The organism is Streptomyces sp. NBC_01276 (assembly GCF_041435355.1).
Classification (GTDB): domain Bacteria; phylum Actinomycetota; class Actinomycetes; order Streptomycetales; family Streptomycetaceae; genus Streptomyces.
This window is the reverse complement of the sequence record NZ_CP108442.1, coordinates 1,587,185-1,612,996: the sequence shown is the minus strand read 5'-3', so window position 1 is coordinate 1,612,996 and position 25,812 is coordinate 1,587,185. Positions and strand designations below refer to the sequence as shown.

Annotated in this window: 14 protein-coding genes and 1 pseudogene; 2 read left to right on the top strand and 13 right to left on the bottom strand. The window is 75.7% G+C overall.

The annotated features are described in order from the left end of the window. Positions 1-103: 103 nt before the first annotated feature. Positions 104-1,045, bottom strand: a complete 942-nt coding sequence (locus tag OG295_RS06710; RefSeq protein WP_371676032.1) for a serine protease — start codon at positions 1,043-1,045, stop codon at positions 104-106. A gap of 196 nt (positions 1,046-1,241) precedes the next feature. Between OG295_RS06710 and OG295_RS06705 the strand changes: the two genes are divergently transcribed. Continuing rightward, positions 1,242-2,297 (top strand): phosphatidylinositol-specific phospholipase C domain-containing protein, encoded by a 1,056-nt coding sequence (locus tag OG295_RS06705; protein ID WP_371676031.1) that lies wholly within the window; start codon positions 1,242-1,244, stop codon positions 2,295-2,297. Between the two features lie 4 nt (positions 2,298-2,301). Here OG295_RS06705 and OG295_RS06700 read toward each other — a convergent pair whose 3' ends face one another. After that, positions 2,302-2,454, bottom strand: a complete 153-nt coding sequence (locus OG295_RS06700; protein WP_371676030.1) for a hypothetical protein — start codon at positions 2,452-2,454, stop codon at positions 2,302-2,304. A 629-nt stretch (positions 2,455-3,083) separates the two neighbouring features. Between OG295_RS06700 and OG295_RS06695 the strand changes: the two are divergent. Then, a pseudogene (locus OG295_RS06695) lies at positions 3,084-3,455 on the top strand (hypothetical protein); the annotation flags it as partial. Positions 3,456-3,695: 240 nt separating this feature from the next. Here OG295_RS06695 and OG295_RS06690 read toward each other — a convergent pair. The 11 genes from OG295_RS06690 to OG295_RS06640 form a co-directional block, all read right to left on the bottom strand. Then, positions 3,696-5,993, bottom strand: coding sequence for an immune inhibitor A domain-containing protein (locus tag OG295_RS06690; protein WP_371676029.1), 2,298 nt, complete (start codon positions 5,991-5,993; stop codon positions 3,696-3,698). Positions 5,994-6,066: 73 nt separating this feature from the next. After that, the gene (locus tag OG295_RS06685) at positions 6,067-6,864 is read right to left on the bottom strand and encodes a 4'-phosphopantetheinyl transferase superfamily protein (RefSeq protein WP_371676028.1); all 798 of its coding nucleotides are present in this window, start codon (positions 6,862-6,864) and stop codon (positions 6,067-6,069) included. After that, a complete protein-coding gene (locus tag OG295_RS06680; RefSeq protein WP_371676027.1) occupies positions 6,861-8,120 on the bottom strand; it encodes an MFS transporter in 1,260 nt (419 codons plus the stop codon). Before OG295_RS06680 ends, OG295_RS06685 begins: the two co-directional genes overlap by 4 nt. 34 nt (positions 8,121-8,154) lie before the next feature. Continuing rightward, complete coding sequence (locus OG295_RS06675) at positions 8,155-8,529, bottom strand: hypothetical protein (RefSeq protein WP_371676026.1); 375 nt, start codon at positions 8,527-8,529, stop codon at positions 8,155-8,157. After that, positions 8,526-9,797, bottom strand: coding sequence for a glutamate synthase-related protein (locus tag OG295_RS06670; protein ID WP_371676025.1), 1,272 nt, complete (start codon positions 9,795-9,797; stop codon positions 8,526-8,528). Before OG295_RS06670 ends, OG295_RS06675 begins: the two co-directional genes overlap by 4 nt. After that, the gene (locus OG295_RS06665; RefSeq protein ID WP_371676024.1) at positions 9,794-10,777 is read right to left on the bottom strand and encodes an asparagine synthetase A; all 984 of its coding nucleotides are present in this window, start codon (positions 10,775-10,777) and stop codon (positions 9,794-9,796) included. Before OG295_RS06665 ends, OG295_RS06670 begins: the two co-directional genes overlap by 4 nt. A 68-nt stretch (positions 10,778-10,845) precedes the next feature. Further along, entirely contained in the window at positions 10,846-12,159 is a 1,314-nt protein-coding gene (locus OG295_RS06660) for a methylaspartate mutase (RefSeq protein ID WP_371676023.1), read from the bottom strand. After that, complete coding sequence (locus OG295_RS06655) at positions 12,156-12,602, bottom strand: cobalamin B12-binding domain-containing protein (RefSeq protein WP_371676022.1); 447 nt, start codon at positions 12,600-12,602, stop codon at positions 12,156-12,158. Before OG295_RS06655 ends, OG295_RS06660 begins: the two co-directional genes overlap by 4 nt. A 166-nt stretch (positions 12,603-12,768) precedes the next feature. After that, positions 12,769-12,978, bottom strand: coding sequence for an MbtH family protein (locus OG295_RS06650; RefSeq protein WP_371676021.1), 210 nt, complete (start codon positions 12,976-12,978; stop codon positions 12,769-12,771). Continuing rightward, positions 12,975-20,120, bottom strand: a complete 7,146-nt coding sequence (locus OG295_RS06645) for an amino acid adenylation domain-containing protein (protein ID WP_371676020.1) — start codon at positions 20,118-20,120, stop codon at positions 12,975-12,977. The genes OG295_RS06650 and OG295_RS06645 overlap by 4 nt, the downstream gene beginning before the upstream one ends. Before the next feature lie 378 nt (positions 20,121-20,498). Next, positions 20,499-25,805: a condensation domain-containing protein gene (locus OG295_RS06640; RefSeq protein ID WP_371676019.1), complete on the bottom strand. Its 5,307-nt coding sequence runs from the start codon at positions 25,803-25,805 to the stop codon at positions 20,499-20,501. Positions 25,806-25,812 lie beyond the last annotated feature (7 nt).

The following is a 25,812-nucleotide window of genomic DNA, read 5'->3' as shown; positions in this document are numbered from 1 at the left end:
TGACTCAGGTCACTAGGCCGCCCCGGCCGGCTCCTGCCGGGGAAGGAACCGGTGTGGCCGTACAGGACCCCGCAGGTCCGAGCGGGTCGCCGCGAACTCCCGGCTACAGGGCCTCGGCGGTGGCGCGCTCGTACAGGGCGCGGACGTCGTCCCCGAAGTAGGTGCTGTACGAGGTCTCCTCGTCCCCGCCCCCGTCGCGACCGCCGATCACCCCGATCAGCGTGTGCCCGCCGGTCAGGACGGGGCCGCCGCTGGTGCCGTTCGGCACGTCCGCGCAGTCCAGTCGCAGCTGCGTGGGACCGTCGGCCACGGCGGTGTTGGAGCACGCCAGCGGCTGCTCGGTGTCGTTCGGGTAGCCCACCAGACGGGCCGGCGCGGGCAGCGGGGGCCGGAAGCGGATGGTCTGCGCCCCCGTGACGTCCTCCAGCCGCAGGCCCGGACGGCCCGGCCGGCGTACGCGCAGGAACGCCACGTCGTGGTCGGGGTCGGAGGACTCCGCCCAGCGGGGGTCGACGTAGATACGGGTGGGGACCCACACGCCGTAGGGGGCCGTACCGTCCTCGTAGCCGGGGACGAAGGCGAGGTTGGTGCGGAAGCCGCCCGCGTACACGCAGTGCGCGGCGGTCGCGATGAGGTCCCCGCCGGGGGAGTGGACCACGCTCGCCGAGCAGTGGTGGTCGGAGTCCCAGTCCTCACCGGGGGAGAACAGCGCGCCGATCGCCGGCTCGGCCGGCGCGGTACGGGCCTCCAGCGGGTCGGAGCGCCGCCACGGTTGCGCATCGGCCGGCGCGGCCTGCGCGAGGGCGCGGGTGCCCTCACGGGCTCCGGCCGGTTCGGTGAGCCGCTCCAGCGCGGACGCGGCGGCCTCGTCGGCCAGCGCCTCGTCCTGGACGTAGCGGCCGCGCGCCGTGTCGCCCTCGGCGACGGGCCCCAGCAGGGCGCGCAGCTCCGAACGGTAGGACAGGCCCGCGGCGACGAGCGCGCAGCAGAATCCGGCCAGGACGCAGAGCCGTACCGCCCTGCGGCTCACCGTGCTGCCGACCATGTGGTGCTCCCGCCGTCGAGGATGTTCCGTCGCTCCGTTCGACCGGCGCAAAGGCGACAAGAGTTCCCGAACCGGAACGTGTTGGTCCTCACAGCGTGCGGACCGCCATCTGTCGTCCTTCCACCCGTCACTCAACTCCCCTACGCTCCAGCCGACTTGAACCAAACAGTCGGACGGGCGAACGGGAGCCGAAAGCATGAGCATACGGAAGCGGACTACGGGCGCGGTGGTTGCCTCCCTGGCGGCCCTGGGGCTCGTCCTGGGCACGGCCCCGGCGGGGGCGGCCGGAGCCGGGGGCGCGGCGGCCACCGCGGACCTGTCGTACGCGGGCTCGACGGGCGTCGGGGTCCACAACGCCTACGAGAAGACGAAGTACCCCTACTTCGCGGACGCCCTGGATTCCGGCGCGGCGATGCTGGAGCTCGACGTGTGGACCAACTTCTTCGGCAGCTCCTGGCGCGTCTCGCACGACAACCCCTTCGGCAACGACAGCAACTGCGAGAACGCCACCAGCCCGGCGCAGCTGCGCACCAAGTCCCGCAACCAGAACCTGGCCGGGTGCCTCTCCGACATCCGCAGCTGGCACGACGCCCACCCCGGCCACCGCCCGGTCGTCCTGAAGCTGGAGCTCAAGGACGGATTCGCCGCCAACCTGGGCCGAGGCCCCGCCGAGCTCGACGCCCTGCTCTCCGCGAAGCTCGGCGACGCCCTCTACCGCCCGGCGCAGCTCGCCGCCGGCCACCCCGACCTGGACACCGCCGCCCGCGCCGGCGCCTGGCCCGCGCGTTCCGCGATGGCCGGCAAGTTCCTCGTCGAGCTGATCCCCGGCACGGTCGAGGAGGGCAACGCCGCCGACAAGCTGTGGACGGACCGGGAGTACGCCGAATACCTGCGCTCCCTCGCCGCGGCGGGCCGCCTCTCCGAGGCCGCCGCCTTCCCGGCGGTCCACCGCGCCGAGGCGGGCGACCCCCGCAACCGCTACGCGGACGCCACGCTGCGCCCCTGGTTCGTGGTCTTCGACGGGGACGCGGGCGCCTACGCCTCCATGGACACCTCCTGGTACGACCGCAACCACTACTTCCTGATCGCCACCGACGCCCAGAACGTGTCCCCGGCCATCGACGGCGTCCACCCCACCGAAGCCGAGGCCCGCGCCCGCGTCGCGCTGATGGCGGCCCACCACGCCTCGATCACCTCGGCGGACTGGTACCCCCTGCCCCAGGTCCTGTCCACGGTCCTCCCGCGCGGCTGAGCGCTCACCCCTCGGGATCCCGCGGGTCCCGTCGCCGCAGGGCGGCCCGTACGGCACGGGCCGCCCACCAGGTGAGCGAGGCGGCGACCGTCGCGAGGTAGCCGCCCAGCACGTCATGGGCGAGCAGGTCGAAGGCGCTTCGAGCGAGTGAGGACATGCCACCACCGTGGCGTCCCTCGCGGCCCCGAAAACGGGCGGGGCCGTTCCGCGATATCCGTGCGCCGACCGCGGCCGAACTGGAATGCTCGGGCACGGCGACGAACGGCGACGAACGGCCGAGGACAGCCGGGAACAGCCGGGAACGACGCAGAGCGACGGAGAGCGGCAAGGCGGCGGCGGGGCGGCGCCGCCGCGCGACGGACGGATGGGGAGCGAGCGGTGGGGCGAGCAGGCCGACTGCGGCTGCCGGATCTCGAACCCGGGCCGGTCCTGCGGCTGAAGCAGGCGCTGCACGAGCTCCACCTCCGTGCGGGAGCGCCGTCCATCGGGGAGATCGTGCTGGACACCGGCAGGGTCCACTCGCGGTCCGTGGTGCACGGGGTGTTCTCGGCCCCGGCGGCTCCCCGGCGCGACCCGATGGCGACGGTGGCGGAGGCGCTCCTGCGCCGGGTGCGCAACGCGGACGTGGAACGCGAGCTGGACCGTCTCCACCTGCTCTGGCAGGAGGCGTGGGCGGCCGACGCCCCCGGGACCGGGCCGGTCGTCGACCCCGGCCCCGCGGCCGGCCCCGCGGCCGTCCCCGCCGGCGCCGCCGACGACGCCGGTGGCCGCGGCCGGAACGGCCGGCTGTCGGACCTGTTCGGCCTGTGCGGCTGGTCCAGGGGCGAACTGGCCCGGCTCGTCAACCGGCAGGCAGTGGCCATGGGGCACGCGCAGCCCGCCATCGACGGACCACGGGTCCGCCGGTGGATGGAGGACGGAGAGGTCCCGCGCGCTCCGATCCCGATGGTGCTGTCGGCCCTGTTCACCGAGCGGCTCGGCCGCGTCGTGACGATCGAGGATCTCGGGTTCCCGCTCTTCCCGGGCCGGCCGAAGAGGGAGCCCACCCCGTCCGACCTGCCATGGGCACCCGAACGCACCGCCGCGGTCCTGACCGAGTTCAGCGGCATGGAGCTCATGCTGAACCGCTACATGGTCGTGGACCCCGGCAGCGCCGTGATGCTGGATCCTCCGAGCACCTCGGAGAAGGTGGCGCTCGCCACTCATCCCCTTCCCTCGTGCGCCCTCTGTGGCACTCACCCGTTCGAACCGCTCCTGTCGCCCGCCGGGGCCAGGGCGGGGGTCTGCCTCGCCTGCGCCGGAGAACTGCGGCGGATGCGGCGCCGGGACCGCTGAGACGCCCGGCCCGTCCCGCCGGGGAAGGCGTCGGGACGGGCCGGGCGGGTGGAGCGGGGCGGGTCAGGCCGACGGGGTCAGCTGGACGGTCGCCTGCGTGGCGGACTCCTTCAGGATCTGGAGGTGGGTGCCGGTGTCGGGGACCTTGACGCCGAGCTGGGGGAGTTCCGGGTTCCAGTACGAGCCGTGGCGGTCGTCGAAGGCCGGGACGCCCGGGCGGGAGGGGATCACCAGGGGGACGCCCGCCCGGTGGAGGGTCACGCGGTCCGTCGGGCGGGTGGAGAACGGCGCGTCGAAGGTCTGCGCGCGGGCGTTGAGGAGGGAGCCGTCAGCGAACCTCAGCGGGTCCGGCCGGGAGTCCACCGGGAGGAGGAGCCCCGCGCCCGGGTGCGCCTTGGTGGTGTTGTCGCTGTAGGCGGTGTCCCAGAGCCAGACCAGGACGCCCTGCTGGTACGGGTAGAACTCCACCTTGTCCCCGGTGAAGCCGAAGTTGTACGGACCCGTCTTCAGCAGACTGCCGTAGCCCGTGTACCGCCGGTTCTCGACGAAGTAGGCGCGCGGGTGCTGCTCGCTGCCCGTACGGCCCTCCGTGCGCGACCACTTGAGGGCCGTCCAGCCGTTCGCGCCCTGCTCCGCGCCGTCGCGCAGCAGCTCCCTGCCGTCGTCGGCGGTGATCCGGAGGTCGTCGAAGGCCGCGCCGCGGCCGTGCGTGTTGCCGTCCGAGGTGACGCGCAGGCGCAGCTGCACGGAGGTGCCCGCGAACCGGTCCAGCGGTACGGTGAGTTCGGCCCAGCCGGCCGAGGTGCCGGAGAGGCCCTTGGCCGGGACGGGGGCGCCGTTCACGGTGCCGGGCAGGGCGGTGAAGGTCCGGCCCCCGTCCGTGGAGGCCTCCAGCGTCACGAAGTCGAAGTCCTGCTCGGTGTCGTACCAGACCCGGGAGGAGAAGACGGACCGCCCGGCGGGGAGGTCGACGGTCCGGGTCAGGGTGTTGTCCATGAAGTCGCCGGTGCCGCTCCACCACTGACTGGCGCCCTCGTAGGGATCGGCCAGCTCCGTACGGGTCACCGACGGCGGGAGGTGGACCAGCAGGGCCTGCGGATCGGCGGTGTTGTAGCCGGAGACGCCCAGCACCGCCCGGGTGCGGCGCCCCGCGTCGGCCTCCGTGTACTCCAGCCAGCCCAACTGGAGCTTGCTCCAGGGGTCGAGGTCACCGGGGAACTCGCCCGTGGTGTTGCGGCCCTTGCCGAGGTAGGACGCCGAGGACATCAGCGACCAGAAGTTGACGGAGTTGTCCCCGTCCGAGCTGTAGAGGTCCGGCAGCCCCAGATCGTGGCCGAACTCGTGCGAGAACAGGCCGGCGCCGCTGTTCTCGCCGCCGGTCAGGTAGTCCCCGGCCCAGATCCCGGTGTCCCCGACCGGGGTGCCGCCCGCCTTGTTGCCCTCGGGGCCCGCGGTGCCGGCCTGGTTCCAGTACGCGAACCAGCGGTGCGCCCAGACGGCGTCCTTGCCCTGGGCGCCGCCGCCCCAGGTCTGGTCCTTGCCCGCGTGCACCACGACCAGGTGGTCGAGGTAGCCGTCCGGCTCGTCGAAGTTGCCGTCGTGGTCGGCGTCGTAGCGGTCCCACACGTCGTACTCGGCGAGCTGCGCCTTGATCTGCTCGGGCGTACGGCCCTTGGCGCGTTCGGCGTCGTACCAGGCGGCCGTGGCGTCGCGGATCATGTCCCAGTTGGTGCGGCACTGGCCGGACTCGGTGCAGTTGTCCGTGCCGTAACGGGCCTCGTTGTAGGGGAGCTTGACCCAGTCGGTGACGGTGCCGTCCATGTCGTACCGGCCGGAGGACTGGGTCCGGTAGTAGGCCCGCATGCTGGCCGAGCCGGGGTCGGTGGAGAAGAACTGCCGCTGGTAGGAGGCCCGGTCGAAGTCCTTGCGCCACAGGGTGTGGTTGTCGTCCTCGGCGGGCTTGCCGATGGTGTTGTGCAGGGGCCCGGGGGTGCCGCCGAAGCGGGGGTCCGTCTGGTCGCCGAACTCGGCCAGGATGACGAAGACCTTGTCCTTGCGTTCCTGGGCGAGTTCCACGTACTGCTTGCCGACCTTGGCCGTACGGGGGAGGGTGCCGTCGGCCTCGGCGCGCAGCCCGGACGGGGCGCCGCCCGCAGCGACGTCCTCCAGGGCCTGCCGGCGCAGGGCCTGGCGCTGGAGTTCGAGGGGGGCGGGCGGCGGAGCGACCGCTTCCCGGTCCCGCGGGTCGCCCGCGGCCGTCGGCGGCGGGGTGGCGGGTGGGGCGGCGGCCGCCGCGGGGGAGGAGAGGAGGGCGAGGGCGGCGAGGGATATCGCCGCTCCCGTCGCGACAAGTCTGCGCAACGGAGGTGACCTTTCGGGGAGTTCGGTCCGTAGCTCGAAGCGCAGGTAATATTTCACATGTGACAGTTGACCGCTAGGCATCGGGCGGGAGTCGGAGGGCCAGTGCCGCGCAGTGCCCCTCCGGGACCGTCACGTCCGCCAGGGACCACCCCGGCATCCGGGCCGGGGCCGGGCCGGTGCCCACGTAATCGGCCGCCGGGTCCTCCGAGAGCCCCACTCCCAGCCCCTTCAGATAGGCCTCCTTGCGCGTCCACACCCGGGTGAAGGCCAACGGCCGCGCGGGGGCGGGCAGCAGGGCCAGCTCCGCTGCCTCCCGCGGGTGCAGCACGTCCGCGGTCTCCGCGATCACCTCCGGCCGCACCAGCTCCTCCACGTCCACCCCCACCGGGGCGTCCGCGAAGGCCAGCAGGCTGATCCCGGTGCAGTGCGACAGCGAGAAGTGCAGGGCCCCGCCCGGCAGTACGGGACGCCCGTGCGGCTCGTCGCAGTGCGCGCACGGCGCCCGCTCCACGGTCACCTCGCGCGGGGCCAGCCCCAGGTACGCGCCGAGCAGCCGGCGCAGGGCGACGTGCGCGCAGACGTAGCTGTCCCGGTCGGCCGCCAGCGCGAACTCGGCCGCCCGCGCCAGCTCCTGGGCGTCCAGGGTGCCCGGCGCGTGCCGGGCCGCGTGGTCCCGGTAGGCGGTGGTGTCCACCAGCCACAGCTGCGGAGCCGCGGCCACCAGGACCGCCCGCGCCGGACCGGGGTCCGTCAGGACGCGCGGCAGGCGCGGCAGGCTCGGCAGGCTCGGCAGGCGTGGCGGGGCCGGCGGGGCCGGCAGGGGCGGGCCGGCCGGCCGGGCCGCCCCCGCCGCCCGCGGCGGCGCGTTCACGCCGCGGCCGCGACGGGCAGCTCCGTCACGGCCGGCTCCTCGGTCCGCGCCGGGTGGCGCAGGGCCAGTACCGCGGCGACCGGGGAGACGAAGGCGATCGCCCCGCACACCAGCCAGGTCGTCTGCACCCCGAGGACCAGCGACAGGGAGCTGAAGACGGCGATCGAGACCGGCGCCGTACCGATCCCGGAGAGCGAGAGGGTCGACATCGCGGCGCCCATCCGGTCCTCCGGCGCGGACTGCTGGTACAGGGTCACGATGGCGGGCCCGTTGAGCCCGGACAGCAGGCCGACCCCGGCCGCCACGGCGGTGAGCGACACCACCGAGGGCATCAGCGCCATCACCAGGATCCCGGCGGCGAGCCCGGCCCCGGTCACGACGAGCCGGACGAACATCGGGATGCGGTGCGCGAGCGCCGCGCCGACCGCACTGGAACCGAGCGCTCCCACGCTGAACGCCGCCAGGACGACGCCCACCGCGCTCACGCCCCAGCCGCGCTCGGAGACCAGCAGCGGCAGGGCCACCTCGGCGGGCCAGCTGAAGGCCATGTCCAGGCAGAGCGCGGCGACGAACATCCAGCGCAGCCGCGGGTGGCGGGCCAGCAGCCGGAACCCGTCACCGGAGCGCTTGACCAGCGACACCCCGGGCTCGGGTTCCGGGCGGACGAAACCGTGGGTCACGTGCAGCAGGCAGCCGAACCAGATCGCCCCGGTCACCGCGCCGGCCAGCAGGGCCACCCACAGCTGCCCGACGGTGATCAGGAAGGCCCCGGCGGGGGCGCCGAGGATCGGGGCGACGCGCAGCACCATCGCGTAGAGGGAGTTGGCGCGGGCCAGCTGCTCCCCCCGGGCGAACAGGGGCAGCAGGACGCCCGAGGCCGGTCCGGCCAGCCCCAGCAGCACCCCCTCGACGAGCGCGATCACCACCAGCGGCCACAACTGCTCTGCGGTGGCGGTGAGTACGGATCCGACGGCCAGCAGCGCGACCCGCGCGGCCGTGGTGCGCAGCAGGACGAAGCGCGGGCCGAGGGTGTCGGCCACCGCCCCGCCGAAGATCAGCATCAGGGCCCGCGGCACGGTCGCGGCGAGCATCAGCAGGGTCACGGCGCGGGTGCCGCCGAGCTGGACCGCCGTCCAGTTCATGGCGATGAGCAGGGCGAAGCTGCCGAGCTGGACGGCGGCCTGGCCGCCGACCAGGGAGCCGACCCGGCCCCACTGCACGCGCTCGGGGACGGTTCCTTCTACGGGGGATTCCATGGTGCACCTTTTGTCTGCGAGGGGCGGTGGACGGTCAGGGTCGGGGCCGGGCCGTCAGCGCGACGGCGACGGCCCGGCGGGCGGCGCGGGTGAGCCCCGGGGCTCCGGGCGCCGGCCCGTACGTACGCAGTTCCAGGCGGCCTCCGAGGTGGCCGAGCCCGGCCTCGGCGAGGGCCCGGGAGGCGGCGGCGCACGCGGCGGCGCGGGCCGCCCGGCTGGCGGTGGCCGTGGCGGTGGCGGTGGCTGTGGCGGTGGCGCGGGTCGCGCGGGCGCCGGGGCCGGGGCGGGGGGAGCGGGAGGGCGCCAGCGTGACCCCCGGCGCCTCCCCGAACCGGAACCGCGCCTTTACGACCCCGCCCCGACGGCTGCCCCCGGGACGCCCGCCGGGCCCCGCCGGGCGGGGGTTCACGACGGCTCCGGGACCGGCAGCGGGGCCGGGCCGGGCGCCGGTGTGCGGGGGGACCAGAGGTCCTCGGGGGAGAGGTCGGCCGGGCGGTACTTGCCGACCGCGCTGACCAGCAGCCGCACCTCCAGGGCCAGCGCCTCCACCAGCCGGACCAGCCCCGACGCGGGGTCCTCGTCGACGGCGAGCAGCGCGGCCCGGCCCAGGCCCACGGCCGTGGCCCCCAGCGCCAGGGCCCGTACGGCGCGGCCGCCCTCCCATATCCGGCCCGAGGCGAGCAGGTCGCCGGCCGGGCTGCCGATGCGGCGCAGGCATTCGCCGAGCGGCAGCCCGGCCGCTTCGAGGAACACCCGCGGCGCCCAGCCGGTGCCGCCCTCCGCGCCGTCGACGGTGACCGCGTCCGCGCCCGCCGCCCAGGCCGTGGCGGCCGCGCGGGCGATGTCGCGGCCCGGGTGGAACTTCACCCAGGTGCGGGCCAGCGGGAAGTTGTTCCGCATGAACCGCAGCTGCTGGCGCACGATCTCCTCGGTGAAGGTCCCCGGGGTCGCGCACCGCAGCAGCCGCCCGTCGGGGTCGCCCAGCAGGTCCCGTACCGCGAACCGGCCGCCGAGGCGGTCGGCCTCCGCGGCGCCGACCACGGTCATCCCGCCGAGGCCCGGCTTCGCGCCCTGGCCCGCCTTCAGCTCGAAGCCGAGGCGGCCCGAGTCGCGCAGCGGGCGGCTGCCCGGGTCGCTGTAGAGGAGGTTCCACACCTCGGAGTCGGCGTCCTCGGTGGACTGCTGCACCACCACCCCGCCCACCCCGTCGGGGAGTTCCCCGGCGTACGCGGCCACCCGCTCCAGCAGCGCCGAGCTGCTGCCGTAGCCGTGCACGGGGACCATGTTCTCGCCGATCACCATCGGGATCCCGAGCCGTGCCGCCTGCCGGGCGGCGGCCACGCCGAGGTCGCCGCTGCCGGCCCGGGTGGAACCGAAGGCCGACAGGTACAGCGGGAGCCGCGCGGTGAATCCGCCGATCCCCGTGCGCAGGTCGACGTCCTCGTACGAGGGCTCCCGGCCCAGGTCGATGAGCTTCTCCAGCCGCCTCGGCATGAACACCGGCGGCACCACCCGCAGTTCGTCCAGTGCGTCCGCGGTGTCCGGCGCGGTGGCCGGGGCCGCCCCGAACAGCGCCGCCCCGTACTCCCCGGCCGGCGGGAACACCCCGGCCGTTCCCGCCCGCGCCCGGGCCCGTACCGCCTCCTGCGGGAACCCGTCCGCCCGCAGCCCGCTCACGGCGCGATCACCCCCGGCAGCTTCGGGTAGGCGCTGACCTGCCACAGCGCGTCCAGGCCGGTCAGGAACCGGACGAGGCGCTGCAGGCCCATGCCGAAGCCGGCGCTGGGTTCGATGCCCTCCCGGGCCAGCTCCAGGTACCAGGCGTACTTGGCCGGGTTCTCGCCGCTCTCCCGCATCCGGGTCACGATCGCCGCGTACCGGCTCTCGCGCTCGCTGCCGCTGACCAGCTCTCCGTACCCGCCGTGCGCGATCAGGTCGAAGTTGCGCAGCACGCCCGGGTTCCCGGGGTCCTCGCGGTCGTAGAAGCCGCGCGATCCCTTCGGGTAGTCGTTGACGAAGAACGGCCGGTCCGCCTCCAGGGAGAGCACCTTCTCGCCCGCCCAGTCGATCTCCGCGTCGGGGCTCTGCGGATGGCCGTGCCCGGCCAGCCGGGCCACGGCCTCCGCGTGGGTCAGCGCGTCGAACTTGCCCTGCCGCAGCTCCGCGAAGTCCAGTTCCTCACGGCCCAGTTCGCGCAGCAGGTGGGGCACCGCCGTCCACACGTGCTCCACCACGTGGGTCAGCAGTCCGGCCGCGACCTCCTGCGCGTCCTGCCGGGTGCCGCCCGCCATCTCCACGTCGATCTGGTGGAACTCCACCAGGTGCCGGCCCGTCCCCGCCGTCTCCGGCGGTTCCACCCGGACGTTCGGCGCGATGTAGAAGAGTCTGGGGAAGCCCCTCAGCGAGGCCTGCTTGTAGAGGATGGCGCTCGTCATCAGCTTGTACGGCTGCCCGTAGTAGTCCACGTCGAGTGCCTTCGCGCCGCGCCCGCCGGGGTCGGTGACCGGTCCCACCAGCGGCGGCAGCAGCTCAACGAATCCCGCGCCGCGCAGGAACCGGCGTGCCGCGTCGAGGACTTCCTGCTGCACGAGCATCGCGGAGCGCAGCCGCGGCGACCGCAGGTGCTCACCGAGCGGGGGAGGGGTGTGCGGGTCCATGGCGACTCCTGATCGTCCGAAGGGGGTGGTGGGGGTGGCGGTGGGGGTGGGGCCGTGCCGTGCCGTGTTCACGCGCGGGCCCGGGGTCCGTCGTGGCGCCGGGCCACCGAGCCCAGCGCCACCAGCAGTCCGTCCGCGGTCAGGGCCCGGCCCGGCGGCGCGCCCCGGTACGGGGCCGCCGGCATCGCCCCGACCTCGGACCAGCGCAGCCGCCCGTCCGCGTCGACGAAGCTGCGCGAGCGGCCCGCGTTGTCGGGGTGCAGGCAGTACGGGACGTCGAGCACGCCCCGCGCGAACGCGGTGCGCAGCGCCCGCCCCGGGTCCTCGGCCAGGTCCAGCACGGCCTCCACGAAGGCACGGGCCTCCCGGTACACCTCGCCGTCGGCCGGGCCGGGCGGACCGGCGGGGTGCTCGCACAGGGCCGCGGCGGCCGCGGCCGTCTCCAGGGCCCGTACGTTCTCCTGCACGGTCGGTATCCGGTGCGCCTCGGCGGCGGTCTTCACGATCAGCCGCTGCGCCCCGGACCGTACGGCGAGCCGGGCCGAGGCCTCCAGCAGCCGGGTCGCGCCGCGCGCGGTCCGCGGGAAGACGCCCATGTAGGTGTAGAGGACGACGTGCCGGTCCACGCCCGCCGGCAGGAACTCGGCGGCGAGGCGGCGCAGGGCGCGGACCGCCTCCTCGTCCTGCGCGGGGTCGGTCTGCTGGGCGTAGCTGAGGGAGACGCTGCGGATGCCGTGCCGGACGAAGAACAGCCCTTCCAGCAGGCTCAGGGCCACCAGCAGTCCGGGAGGGCAGAGCTGGCCGAGCATGCAGCCGCCGAAGCTCTCCAGGTGCGGCACCCGCGGGGCGGGGACCAGCTCGGCCAGCAGTTCGCAGGAGCGGGCCCAGTTCTCCACGGACTCGGCGAGGGGGGTGCGCCCGTAGGGCAGGCAGTAGGAGACCGGGCCGCCCTCGGTGGCGTCCAGTCCGGCGGCGGCCAGGGCCCGGACGATGGCTTCGGGACGTGAGGAGCCGTGCCGGACCTGGACGGGGAACGCCGGGCCGCGTACGCCCTCCAGCAGGGCCCGCGTGAGGCCGCTGGAGTGGGTGGTGATGGGGTAGCCGTTGAGCGGGGTGCCCTCGGCGAGTGCGGCGCGGGCGGCGTCCTGATCGCCGACCCGGGTGTAGCTGTCGATGGTGAGGGTGCCGACGGTGGTGGCGACGGCGTCCTTGGTGCGCTCCAGGCCGTCCCGCATCCGGCGCGGGTCGCCGAAGCCCATGCGGGGCTGGACGACGAGCTGTCCGGAGGCGGCCGCGCGGGCGACGAATCCGCCGAAGGAGGCGTCGGGCGCGGCCGGTTCCCGGGCCGCCGAGGGGGCCAGGAGGGTGGCGCCGCCGCTCATGCCACGGCCTGCCGGGCGGCCCGGCCGCCGCCCGCGAGGAGGTCGAGGAAGTCCCGCAGGGCGCCGGTGTCCCCGTCGTCGAAGACGGCGTCGCAGCCCGCGTCGAGGAGCCGCCGGCGCAGGCGGGGGTCCGGGACCCCGGCGACTCCCAGCTTCCCGCCGATGACGACGGGCAGGGTCACACCCGCCCGGCGCAGCGCCAGGACGGCGCCGAGCCCGTCCCGGTAGCCGTGTCCGTTCACGCTGCTGACGACCACCAGGTCGGGCCGGCCGGGCCCGTCGGCGGCGCAGGCGCCGGCCAGCAGGCCGTCCGGGACGCAGGGGCCCAGGTTGTGGACCCGGTGTCCCAGCTCCTCCAGGAAGAGCTGGAGGTAGACGAGGTTCCAGGTGTGGGAATCCGATGCCGTACCGCTCAGCAGGATGTGCATATTACGTCGTCGCATACGAGCAATATAGGAAGCGGGGGATCCGTCGAGGGGAAGTTGCTGCGGCAGTATCGGGGAATTGCCGGGCGGCTCGGCGGGGAATTGTCGGGCGGTTTCGGCGGGGAATGCGTAAAGCCGTGTCCCACGGTGCGGGACACGGCTTTCCTGCAAGGGGCGCCGGGTGTCAGCCGGCGTACCGGGCGATCAGGGTCCTGGGGCGGATGTCCGTCCAGTTCGCCTCGACGTACGCGAGGGCGTCCGCCCGCGTCCCCTCGCCCCACACCACCTCCCAGCCGCCCGGGACCTCGGCGAACACGGGCCACAGGGCGTGCTGGCCCTCGGCGTTGACCACGACGCGGAAGGTGCCCTCGGTGTCGTCGAAAGGATTGGTCATGACAGGCTCCTCAATTTCTCGGAAAGGATACGGCCGATCAGTGCGAGAGGTTCCGGTTCGCCCATTCTGGTGTGCGGGACGCCGATGACGTGATTTTCCACGCTGCCGTCCACGTAGGGAATCCAGTTCTGGGCGAGGTTGTTTTCCGTTTCCCCGTCCTCGATGGCCGCCAGGAAGAGGAGATCGGTGGCGACCGGGCGCGGGGCGTACAGGTTCATGATTTCGGCGTGGTCGATGGAGGCGCCGATGACCGAGCGGATCTCCGCGTCGGAGAAGGCGCCGAGGACCGGGTCCTTCAGCCGGACCAGACCGATCAGCGCGTCCACGTCGAACGGGGCGTCCTCGGGTTCGTCGGTGGCGTCGCCGACGAGCATGTCCCGCTTCTGCGCCGGGGTCATCCGCCGCCGCTCGGGCTCGGTCGGCAGCAGGTGCACGTCCATCATCGCGAGGAGGTCGGTGCGTTCGCCCAGAGCGGCGAGGCGGACGGCGAGCGCGTGGGCGACCGTACCGCCGAACGACCAGCCCAGGAAGCGGTACGGGCCGTGCGGCTGGACCTCCCGGATCAGCGGGAGGTAGTCCTCCACCATCTCCTCCACGGACGCGGGGGAGTGGCCCAGCTCGCTCAGGGCCCGCGCCTGGATCGCGTACAGCGGCTGGTCCGGCCCCAGGTGCCGGGCCAGGCCCGCGTACGGCCAGCCGACGCCCGTCCCCGGGTGGATGCAGAACAGCGGTGGCCGCGAACCCCCCGGCTGGAGCGGCAGCACCACCCCCATCGGGTCGAAGCCGCTCGGTTCGTCGCCCAGCAGCCCGGCCACCGTCGGCGTGCGGAACAGGTCGCGCACGCCGCGCTCCAGCCCGAGGACCGTCCGCATCCGGCTCACCAGCCGCACCCCGAGCAGCGAATGCCCGCCCAGCGCGAAGAAGTTGTCGTCGATGCCGACCCGCTCCACCCCCAGGATCTCGGCGAACAGCCCGCACAGCACCTCCTCGCGCGGGGTGCGCGCCGCACGCCCGGTGCCGCGCGGTGCGGCGGCGGGCGCCGGCAGGGCCTTGCGGTCGGGCTTGCCGTTGACCGTGAGCGGGATGGCGTCCAGGAGCACCGCCGCCGACGGGACCATGTGCTCGGGCAGTTCGTCCGCCGCCCAGCGCAGCAGCCCGGCGTCCGTCAGGGTGTGCCCGGCGCGCGGGACGGCGTAGGCGACCAGGCGCTTGCCGCCCGGTCCGTCCTCGAACACCACCACGGCGACCTGCCCGACCCCGGGATGGCGGGCCAGGGTCTCCTCGATCTCACCGGGCTCGATGCGGAAGCCGCGCAGCTTGATCTGGCCGTCGGCCCGCCCGATGAACCGCAGCTCGCCCCCGGCCGTCCAGTGCACCAGGTCGCCCGTGCGGTACATCCGGCCGCCGTCCGCGGCGAAGGGGTCCGCGACGAACCGCTCGGCCGTCAGGCCGGGCCGGCCGACGTAGCCGCGTGCCACCTGCGTGCCGGCGATGTACATCTCGCCGGGGACGCCCACCGGGACGGGCCGCAGCCGTTCGTCCAGGACGTGCACCCGGATGTTGTCCAGGGCCGCGCCCAGGTACACCCCGCGCACCTCCCGCTCGTTGAGCGGGAAGCGCTGGTGGTGAGAGGCGAAGGTGGTCTCGGTGGGGCCGTACGAGTGGACGAGCACGGTCTCCGGGCAGTGCTCCAGGACCCGCTGGAGCGCGCTCGGGGACGCGACGTCCCCGCCGGTCCACACCTCGTCGAGGAGCTTGAGGGTGTCCAGGCCCTCGTCCGCCATGACGTGGAAGAGCCCCATGGTGAAGTAGGCCGCCGAGACCTGGTGCGTGCGGATCGTGTGGTCCAGTTCGGCGACGTCGGTGCCGTCGCCCGGGGCGATCACCAGCCGGCCCCCGTTCAGCAGCGGGACCCACAGCTCGTAGGTGGAGGCGTCGAAGCCGATCGCCGAATGGACCAGCATCCTGCGGTGGTGGGCCAGGTCCCAGCAGCGGTCGGTGACCAGCTCCACCACGTTGCGGTGGGTGACGCCGACGCCCTTGGGGCGGCCCGTGGACCCGGAGGTGAACATCACGTACATCAGGGCGTTCTCGCCCACCGCGATCCCCGGATCCGTTGCCGGATAGCCCGCCACCGGGGTGTCCACCGACAACACCCGCACTCCGGAGGCGAGTTGGCGGGCGACCTGGGGAAGCTCCGCGTGCTCCTCCCTGACCAGCAGCACCCGCGCGCCCACGTCCTCCATGATCATGTCCACGCGGGCGTCGGGCAGCCGCGGATCCAGCGGTACGTACGCCGCCCCGCACTTGAGCACCGCCAGCGCCGCCACCAGCAGGTACGGGGTGCGCTCCAGCAGCAGTCCCACCGCCGCGTCCCGGCCCACGCCCGCCTCGACCAGCCGGTGCGCCAGCGCGTTGGCCCGCGCGTCCAGCTCGGCGTACGTCAGGGTCTCGTCCCCGTAGGAGACGGCGGTCCTCCCCGGCGTGCGCCGGGCCTGCTCCGCGAACCGTTCGTGCGCCAGGCCGCACGCGGCGCCCGGGACGGCGGTGTCGTTGTAGGCGGCCAGCCGCAGTCCCTCCTCGTGCGACAGCAGCCCCACGTCCCCGATCCGCTGCTCCGGATCCGCGGCCACCTCGCGCAGGGTGCGCGCCACGTGCCCGGCGAACACCGCCGCCGTGCCCGGGTCGTACAGGTCGGTCGCGTACTCCAGTACGCCCTCCAGCCCGCCCGGGGCCCCGTCGGCGTCCCGGGTCTCGCGCAGCGACAGGGTCAGGTCGAACTTGGTGAACCCGGAGTCCGCCCCCAGCGGGGTCCCGGCCAGCGCGCCGCCCGCCGGGGTCCGCGGCTCCGCCGGCTGCACCTGCACGATCACCTGCACCAGCGGGTGACGGGCCGTGGAACGCTGCGGGTTGAGGTGCTCGACGACCAGGTCGAAGGGGAGTTCCTGGTGGGCGTAGGCGGCCAGACCCGTCTCCCGGACCCGGCCGACCAGCTCGGAGAAGCGCGGGTTCCCGGAGGTGTCGCAGCGCAGCACGAGCGTGTTGACGAAGAAGCCGACCAGGTCGTTCAGGGCCTCGTCGTCGCGGCCCGCGACCACCGTGCCCAGCGGCAGGTCGGTGCCCGCGCCGTGCCGGGTCAGGGTCGCTGCCAGGGCCGCCTGCACCACCGTGAACAGGGTGGTCCCGTGCTCCAGGGCCAGGCGCTCCAGCCGGGCGTGCGTGGCGGCGTCCACGCCCAGGGGCGTCGCCGAGCCCCGGTGCGAGGCCTCGGCCGGCCTGGTCCGGGCGGCGGCCAGCTCAAGGACCGGCGGGGCGTCCGCCAGGGTCCGCTCCCAGAAGGCCAGGTGTTCGGCCGCGGCCCCGCCCTCCAGGGCGGCCCGCTCCCACAGGGTGTAGTCCGTGTACTGCACCGGCAGCGGCTCCCAGCCGGGCGCCGACCCGCCGCGCCGGGCCGCGTAGGCCTCGGCCAGGTCGTCGAACAGCGGCCCCGCGGACCAGCCGTCGGCGGCGATGTGGTGGACCACCACCACCAGGACCTGCTCCTCCCCGCAGCCGATCAGCGTGGCCCGCAGCGGAAGGTCGGTCGCCAGCGCGAACACGTGCCCGGCGGCCGCGTCCACCGCCGCCTCCAGACCCCCCTCCGGCGCGGTGACCAGTTCCAGCGGGGGCCTCGCCCCCTCGCACACCCGCTGGTACGGCTGACCGTCGACCGCCGGGTACACGGTGCGCAGCACCTCGTGCCGCTCGGCGACATCGGCCAGCGCGTCCGCCAGCGCCGCCGGGTCCAGGGGCCGTTCCAGGCGCAGCGCGAAGGGGATGTTGTACGACCGGCCCGGCCCCTGGAGCTGGTCCACGAACCACAGCCGGCGCTGCGCGTACGACAGCGGGACCCGCTCCGGCCGGTCCGCCGCCGGGGCCAGCGCGGGCCTCCCGGCCGGCGCGGCCTCCCGGCTCAGCCGCAGCGCCAGCTCGGCGGGGGTCGGCGCGAGGAACAGGTCCCGGATCCGGGCCTCCAGCCCGAGCGCGGCCCGGATCCGGTTCACCAGGCGCACCCCCATCATGGAATGCCCGCCCTCGGAGAAGAAGTTGGCGTCCGGGGCCACCGGCCCGTCGAGGCCGATCACCTCCCCGAACAGCGCGCACAGCACCTGCTCGACGGAGGCGGCGCCGACCCCGGCCGCCGCACCGCCGACTCCGGCGGCCGCACCGCGGACCCCGGCGGCCCTCCCGGAAGCGCGGGCCGCCCGCTCGGCCGCCCTTGCCGCCAGCTCGTCCGCGCGGGCCGCGGCGAGGCGCTCGCGGCGCTCCGTCACCGCCGCGCCCTCCTCGCCGGTCAGCAGCCCCCACCCGGTCACCGGCCCGGTGGGGTCGGCCGCCGCCCGCGCGAGGGCCCGTAGGAACAGGTCCAGCAGCAGCTGCGCCGTACCCGCGTCGAACAGGTCCACCGCGTACTGCCACCACACCTCCAGGCCGTCGCCGCCCGGCAGCTCCACGCAGGAGGCGCTGAGATCGAACTTGGCCACCTCCAGGCCCGGTTCGACGAACCGGCCCGACAGCGGGCCGTCGGTCCCGGTGTCCTCGCCGCCCCGCTCCTGCGCGGTCAGCATCACCTGGAAGAAGGGGTTCACGGCGCCTTCCCGCCGCGGCCGCAGGTGTTCCACCAGCAGGTCGAACGGCAGCTCCTGGTGGGCGTACGCGGCCAGGTCCGCGTCCCGCGCCCGGTCGACGAGCTCCGCGTACGAGGCCTCGCCCGACACGTCGGTGCGCAGCACCAGGGTGTTGACGAAGAAGCCGACCAGCTCCTCCAGGGCCTCGTCGCCGCGCCCCGCGACCGGGGTGCCGATCGCGATGTCCGTCCCGGCGCCGACGGCGGCCAGCGCCAGCGCCAGCGCGGGCTGGAGCACCATGAGCAGGCTCGCGCCCCGCTCCTCGGCCAGCGCGGCCAGCCGCCGGTGCGCCTCCGCGTCGAGGCGGGCGGTGAGGGTGGCGCCCGCCCCGCCGGGCTCGGCGGGCCGGGGCCGGTCGGCGGGCAGGTCCAGCAGGGTCGGCACGCCGTCGAGGGCACCGCGCCAGTGCGCCAGCAACGCGGCCGGGTCCTCCAGGAGTTCGCGCTGCCACAGGGTGTAGTCGGCGTACTGCACGGGCAGCGGCTCCCAGCCGGGCGGCCCCCCGGCCAGCCGGGCGGCGTAGGCCGCGCCGAGGTCGCGCAGCAGGGGGCCCACGGACCAGCCGTCGGTGGCGATGTGGTGGGTCAGCAGCGCGAGGGTGGCGGAGCCGTCGCCGGGCACGAACAGGGCGGCCCGCAGCGGAAGGTGGGCGGCTAGGTCGAAGGCGGCGCCGGTGAAGCCGGCCACCAGCTCCGCGACCTCCCCGGGCGCGCAGGCGCGCACCGCGAGCGGTACCTCGGGGGCCGGGAGCACGTGCTGGTAGGGCTCGGAGTCCACCGCCGGGTACACGGTGCGCAGCACCTCGTGCCGCTCCACGACGTCGGCGAGGGCCGCCCGGAGCGCCGCCCGGTCGGGGACGGCGTCCAGGCGCAGCACGAGAGGCAGGTTGTAGGTGGCGGAGGGGCCTTCCAGGCCGGCCAGGAACCACAGGCGCCGCTGGGCGAAGGACAGCGGCACCCGGTCCTCGGCGGGCAGCACCTCCCCGGCGAAGACCGCGTACGGGTCGGGGTCCGGCTCGGGGTCCGCGGCCGGGGCCGGGGACCGCAGCGCCTTGCGGTCGATCTTCCCGGAGGGCGTCCGGGGCAGCGCGGGCAGGAGGGTCACGGTGCCGGGTACGGCCGCCGCCGGGAGCGCCGCCCGTACCCGCTCCCGCAGCTCCGCGGCGCCCACCCCCTCGTCGGCGACGACGAAGGCGGCCAGCCGCAGGACCCCGTCCGCGCTCCGCGGCGCCACCACGGCCGCCTCCCGGACCCCCGGGTGCGCGGTCAGCACCGACTCCACGGAGGCCGGGTCCACCCGGTGGCCGTTGATCTTCACCTCGTCGTCGGCCCGCCCCCGGAAGCCCAGTTGGCCGTCGGGCCGTACGTGGACCAGGTCGCCGGTCCGGTACGCGCGCTCCCCGTCCAGCGTGGTGAACCGGGTCCCGGTCAGCTCCGGCCGGCCGAGGTAGCCCTCTGCGAGGGCGCCGCCCAGCAGCCACAGTTCGCCGTCGACGACGGCGGCCCGCACCCCGGGGAGGGGGGTGCCGATCGGCACCGGCCCGCCGCGGTGCCGGGAGAGGTCGGCGACGGTGGCCACGACGGTGGCCTCGGTCGGGCCGTAGGTGTTCAGCAGCCGCACCCGGTCCGGGTCCACGGCCGCGCACCACTGCGCGACCCGCTCGGGCAGGGCCGCCTCGCCGCCGATGACCACGGTCCGCAGGGCGGGCGGCAGCCGGTCGACGCCGGAGGAGAGGGCGTGCGTCAGCTCGTGCCAGTACGCCGTCGGCACGTCGAGCACCGTCACCCCGTGCGCGGCGCAGCCCGCCAGCAGCCCGGGGACGTCGAGCATCTCCTCGTCCCGCAGGACCAGGGCGGCGCCCGCGCCGAGGGTCAGGAAGACCTCCTCCACGCTCGCGTCGAAGTGCAGCGGCGCGAACTGCAGCACCCGGTCCTCGGCGGTGATCCCGTAGCGGGCGGTGGCCCCGGCCGTGAAGTGGGCCAGGGCGCGGTGGCCGACGACGACGCCGTTGGGGGTGCCGGTGGAGCCGGAGGTGTAGATCACGTAGGCGGATCCGGGGGTGACCCCGGGGCCCGGAAGGGGGAACTCCCCGGCGCCCAGGGCGATGTCGTCCCGTCCGGTGCAGTCGGCGAGGATCGCCGTGTTGCGGGCGGCGGGCGCGGCCGGGTCGAGCGGCAGGTAGGCCGCACCGGTCCGCAGCGCCGCGAGCAGCCCGACGACGGCGTCGATGCCGCGCGGGCGGTGCACGGCCACCAGCCGGCCGGGACCGGCCCCTTCGGCGGCCAGCGCGTCGGCCCGCAGTGCCACCGCCAGGGCCAGCTGCCCGTACGTCATCCGGCGCGTGCCGTGCACCAGCGCGAGCCGCCCGGGGCCGGCGGCCACCCGGGCGTCGAGCCGGTCGAGCACACCGGGAGCCGGGGTGATCGCCGGGCCGCCGTCCAGGACGGCGCGGGCGGTGGGGGCGGTCGAGGGCATCGCGGGGCCTCCAGGCGAGGGGGTGGGTGCGGACCGCAGTCCGTGCCCCCACGCTAGGCACCGCCCCCGCCCCCGGCGGGCAGTCCCTCCGGCAGCTCCCCGGCCCCGCGCTGCCGCCCGGGACTGCCGCTCCACGGTGCCGCCGTGACGGGCGTCCGGGCCGGTGCCGGCCGGGTCCGTGGGCCGGGCTGCGGTCGGCCGGGGCTGCCGGTCGGGAGTGGCGGGCGGGGCCGGCGCCCGGGACCGGTGTCGGCAGGGGCTGGTGCCGGCCGGGGCCGCCGCACCGGGTTGCCGTCGGCCGGGAGGGGACGGGGGCCGTGAGCCGTGCGGCCGACCGCCGGGAGCGGCCCCCGACCCCGGAGGGGCCGCCGGGGGATGCTACGGCTGCCGGACGCGGGCGCCCGCGTGGGTGCGGCGGCGCAGCGCCGGGGCGGGGGCCGGGGCCGGGCCGGTGGTGGGGGCCGTCGACAGCAGGGCCGCCAGCCGGGCCGGGGTGGGGTGCCGGAACACCTCGCGCAGGGTCAGTTCGCGTCCGAGTTCCGCCCGCACCCGGTTGACCAGCCGTACCGCGAGCAGCGAATGCCCGCCGGACTTGAAGAAGTTGTCATCCGGACCGATCCGACCCCGTTCCAGCACCTCCGCGAAGAGCCGCAGCAGCGCGTCGGTCAGAGCGCCGCCCGGGTCCGGGGCGCCGGCGGGGCAGGAGGGCGGCGCGGGGGAGGGCGTCGGCGCGGGGGTCTGGGCCGGCGGGACCGGGGCCTCGGGCAGCAGGACGGCCGCCGGGACCTCGTAGTCCGGCAGCCGGTCCGCCGCCCAGGCCTGGAGGTCGGCCTCCGTCACCGCCCCGGCGGGGGTCACGGCCCGGGCGAGCAGCCGGTCCCCCTCCACCCGGGCCCGCGCCGACACCACCGCCGGATGCGCCGTCAGGACCGCCTCCACCCGGGCCGGATCGACCCGGTAGCCCCCGGCGAGCGGCCGTGCGGGACGCCGGTCGGGCGGAGCCGGCAGGGCGGACACGTGCCGCGACGGATCGGCGGCGAACAGCTCCAGCGCCGACACCAGCAGCGCCGCCAGCCGGGCCGCGCCCGAGGGCCCGTAGAGGTCGGTGGCGTACTCCAGGACCCCCGACAGACCGCCGGTCGGCCGCTCGGTCAGGGCGAAGGTCAGGTCGGACTTCGCCGTCCGCGCGGCGAAGGAGCCTTCCGTCCCCGCCAGCGGCCCGCCGGGCGCCCCGGCCGGAGCCGGGTTCACCTGGAGCATCACCTGCACCAGCGCGTCGTGTGCCGAGGACCGGTGCGGGTTGAGGGCCTCCACCAGCAGGTCGAACGGCAGGTCCTGGTGCGCGTACGCCGCCAGGTCCGCCTCCCGGACCCGGTCCACGAGTTCCTCGAAGGCGGGGTCCCCGCCCGTGCCGGTGCGCAGCACCAGCGTGTTGACGAAGAAGCCCACCAGCCCCGACAGGGCGTCGTCGGCGCGCCCCGCGACCGTCGTGCCGATGGCCAGGTCCGTCCCGGCCCCGGCCCGGGTCAGGGCCGCCGCCAGCGCCGCCTGCACCACCATGAACAGGGTGGCGCCCCGCGCGTGCGCGATCCGCAGCAGGGCGCGGTGCGTGGCGGCGTCCACCTCGAAGCCGGTGACGGCCCCGCGTCCCGACGGCACGGCCGGCCGGGGCAGTTCCGTCGGCAGGTCGATCAGCGGCGGGAGCCCGGACAGGGCCCCGCGCCAGTACGCGAGGGGGGCGCCCGGGTCGGCGAGCAGCTCCCGCTGCCACAGCGTGTAGTCCGCGTACTGCACGGGCAGCGGGGACCAGCCCGGCTCCCGGCCCGTCGCCGCCCGTGCCCCGTACGCCGCCGCCAGGTCGGTCAGGAGCGGGCCCGTGGACCAGCCGTCCGCGGCGATGTGGTGCAGGAGCAGCACCAGGGTCTGCGGGCCCCCGCCCTCCGGCAGGACCAGCCAGGCCCGCAGCGGCAGGTCCCGCGTCAGGTCGAAGACGTGCCCGGCCGCCGCGTCGACGGCCGCGGCCACGTCCGTCGCGTGCACCAGTTCCAGTTGCGGGCGGGCTCCCGCCAGCACCCGCTGGTACGGCTCCCCGCCCTCGGTCCCGTACACGGTGCGCAGCACCTCGTGCCGGGCGGCGAGGTCCGCCAGCGCCCCGGCGAGCGCCACCGGTTCCAGCGGCCGTTCCAGGCGCCGCACCAGAGCGACGTTGTAGGTGGCGGACGGCCCCTGGAGCTGGTCGAGGAACCACAGCCGGCGCTGCGCGTACGACAGCGGTATCCGCTCCGGACGGTCCGGTACGGGGAGCAGCGCGGGCCGAGCCGCCCCCGCCCCGGTGCCCGTCCCGAGGCGGCGGTGCAGGGCCGCCGCGGTGGGGGCCAGGAACAGGTCCCGGATGCCCGCCTCCACGCCGAGCACGGCCCGGATCCGGTTGACGAGCCGGCTGGCCAGCAGCGAGTGCCCGCCCGACTTGAAGAAGTTGGCGTCGGCTGCGATCCGCTCCGCGCCCAGCACCTCGGCGAACAGTCCGCACAGGATCTCCTCGCGCGGGGAGGACGGCGCCGCCGTCGCGGCCGCCGGGGCCGCCGCCGTCGCGGCGAGGGCCTCCCGCAGCCGGTCCCGGCGCCGCTCCAGGCCCCGCCGCTCCGGCTCCCGGACCAGGTCCAGTGAGCCGAGGCGGGCCGCCGGATCGGCGGCGAACGCTTCGAGGGCCCGTACGCAGACCTCCAGCAGCAGCCGGGCCGTGTCCTCGTCGAAGAGGTCGGTGGCGTACTGCACGTGCACGTCGAGGCCGTCCGGGGCGCCGTCCGCGGTGTGCCGCCCGGCGCAGTGGAAGCTCAGGTCGAACTTGGCGGCGCCCAGGTCGGTGCTCCCGGCCCGGCCCGTGACCGGGCCGAGCGACACCCGCTCGTCGGCGGCCTCCCGCACGGTCAGCATCACCTGGAAGAAGGGGTGTTCGCCCAGGGCCCGGCCCGGCTCCGCCAGGTGCTCGACCAGGACGTCGAAGGGCAGGTCCTGGTGGTCGAAGGCGGACAGGTCCGCGTCCCGGACCCGGTCGACGAGCTCCCCGGGGGACGGGTCGCCGGACAGGTCGGTGCGCAGCACCAGCGAGTTGACGAAGCAGCCGACCAGCTCGTGCAGGTCCTGGTCGGGGCGGCCCGCGACCGGGGTGCCGATCGCCAGGTCCTCGCCCGCGCCGGTGGCCGAGAGCGCCGCCGCCAGCGCCGCTCGGACCACCATGAACAGGCTCGCCCTCCGCTCCCGCGCCAGCCCGGCCAGCGTCCGGTGCGCGTCCGCGCCGACCGCGGCCGACACGGTGGCGCCCCGGCCCGAGGGCTCGGCCGGGCGCGGCCGGTCGGCGGGCAGCACGGTCCGCGCGGGCATCCCGGAGAGGGCCCCGCGCCAGAAGCCGAGCAGGGCGTCCGGGTCGGCCAGCAGCTCGCGCTGCCACAGGGCGTAGTCGGCGTACTGCACCGGCAGCGGCGGCAGTTCGGGGGCGCGTCCCGCGCACCGCGCCCCGTACGCCTCGCCCAGGTCCCGCAGCAGCGGGGCCAGGGACCAGCCGTCGGTGGCGATGTGGTGGACCAGCAGCACCAGCACCGCACCGCCGTCGCCCGGGACGAACAGCCGGGCCCGCAGCGGCGGCCGGAGCGCCAGGTCGAAGGCCTCCCGGCCGAAGGCGTCGACCAGCGCGTCCAGCTCGCCGGGCGCGCACGTCTCCACCTCCAGCGGCACCCCGGCCCGCGCGAGCACCCGCTGGTACGGCTCGCCGCCCTCGGCCCCGTACACCGTGCGCAGCACCTCGTGCCGGGCGACGAGGTCACCGAGCGCGGCCTCCAGCGCGGCGGGTTCCGGGACCGCGTCCAGCCGCAGCACCAGCGGGGCGTTGTAGGCCGCCGAGGGGCCCTCGATGCGGTCCAGCAGCCACAGCGCCCGCTGCGCGGCCGACAGCGGGATCCGCCCGTGCCGGTCCGGTACGGGGACCAGCGCGGGCCGGGCCGCCCCGGCGGCCCCCGCTCCGGCCAGGCGCCCGTGCAGGGCGGCCGGGGTCGGGGCGAGGAACAGGTCCCGGATGCCCAGTTCCAGGCCGAGCGCGCCCCGGATCCGGTTCACCAGCTTGCTCGCGAGCAGCGAATGGCCGCCCGACTTGAAGAAGTTCGCGTCGGCGGCGAACGCCTCGCCCTCCCCGCGCCCGAGGACCTCCGCGAACAGGCCGCACAGGATCTCCTCCCGGGGCGAGAGCACGTCGCGGCGTGCCGGGACGGCGCCGCGCGGGGCGGGCGCGGGGGCCGGGAGGGTGCTGCGCCCCCGCGCGGCCAGGGCCCGTGCCTGCGGGCCGGACACCGGGCCGAGGGCGCCGAGACGGGCCGTGGGACGGTCGGCGAACGCTTCGAGGGTCCGTACGTAGAGCTCCAGCAGCAGCCGGGCCGTGTCCTCGTCGAAGAGGTCGGTGGCGTACTGGAGGGCGATCTCGATCCCGTCCGGCCGGCCCTCGGCCGTGTGCAGCTCGCGGCAGTACCAGGTCAGATCGAACTTGGCGGTGTCCAGGGCGACCTCTGCGAGCTCACCGCCGATCCCGCCGCCCAGCTCCACCCGGCCGCCGCCCGCGCCGCCGGCGGCGCCCGCGTCCACGGTCAGCATCACCTGGAAGAAGGGGTGGTGGCCCAGGGCCCGTTCCGGGGCGAGCCGCTCCACCAGCAGGTCGAAGGGCAGCTCCTGGTGCTCGTACGCCGCCAGGTCGGCTTCGCGCACCCGCTCCAGCAGCTCCCCGACGGCCGGGTCGCCCGACAGATCGGTGCGCAGCGCGAGGGAGTTGACGAAGAAGCCGACCAGGTCGTACAGGTCCTCGTCGGGGCGGCCCGCGACCGGGGTGCCGATCACGACATCCTCGCCCGCTCCGGCCGCCGACAGGGCCGCCGCGAGGGCGGCGCGGGCCGCCATGGCCGGGCTCGCCCGGTGGGTGCGCGCCAGGGCGAGCAGCCCGCCGTGGGCCGCCGCGTCCAGCCGGGCCGTCAGCGTCCCGCCCCGGCCCGAGGGCTCGGCCGGGCGGGGCCGGTCGGCCGGCAGGTCGACCACCGCCGGGGCCCCCTCCAGCGCGGTCCGCCAGTAGGCCAGTTGTTCGGCGGCCAGGCTGTCCGGGTCGGCGGGGTCACCGAGCAGCTCGTGCTGCCACTGGCTGTAGTCCGTGTACTGCACGGGCAGCGGCTCCGCGTCGGGGGTCCGGCCGGCCAGCCGGGCGGCGTAGGCCCCGGCCAGGTCGCGCAGCAGGGGGCGCAGCGACCAGCCGTCCGTCGCCACGTGGTGGATCAGCAGCACCAGGGTGGAGGTGCCGTCGCCCGGCAGGAACAGGCGGGCGCGCAGCGGGGGTTCGACGGTGATGTCCAGGGGCTGCCGGATGAAGGCGGCCACCCGTGCGTCCCGTTGGCCCGGCGCGCACTCCTCGGCGGTGAGCCGCGCGGCGGGCGCCTCGTCCAGCACGCGCTGGTACGGCTCCGCGTCGGGCCCGGCCGGCAGTACGGTGCGCAGCACCTCGTGCCGCCGCACGACGTCGGCCAGCGCGAGGGCCAGGGTCCCGGCGTCGGGTTCGCCGTCGAGGTGCAGGACGACCGGGGCGTTGTAGGTGGCGGAAGGGCCGTGCAGCCGGCCCAGGAACCACAGCCGGCGCTGGGCGTACGACAACGGGATCACGGTCATG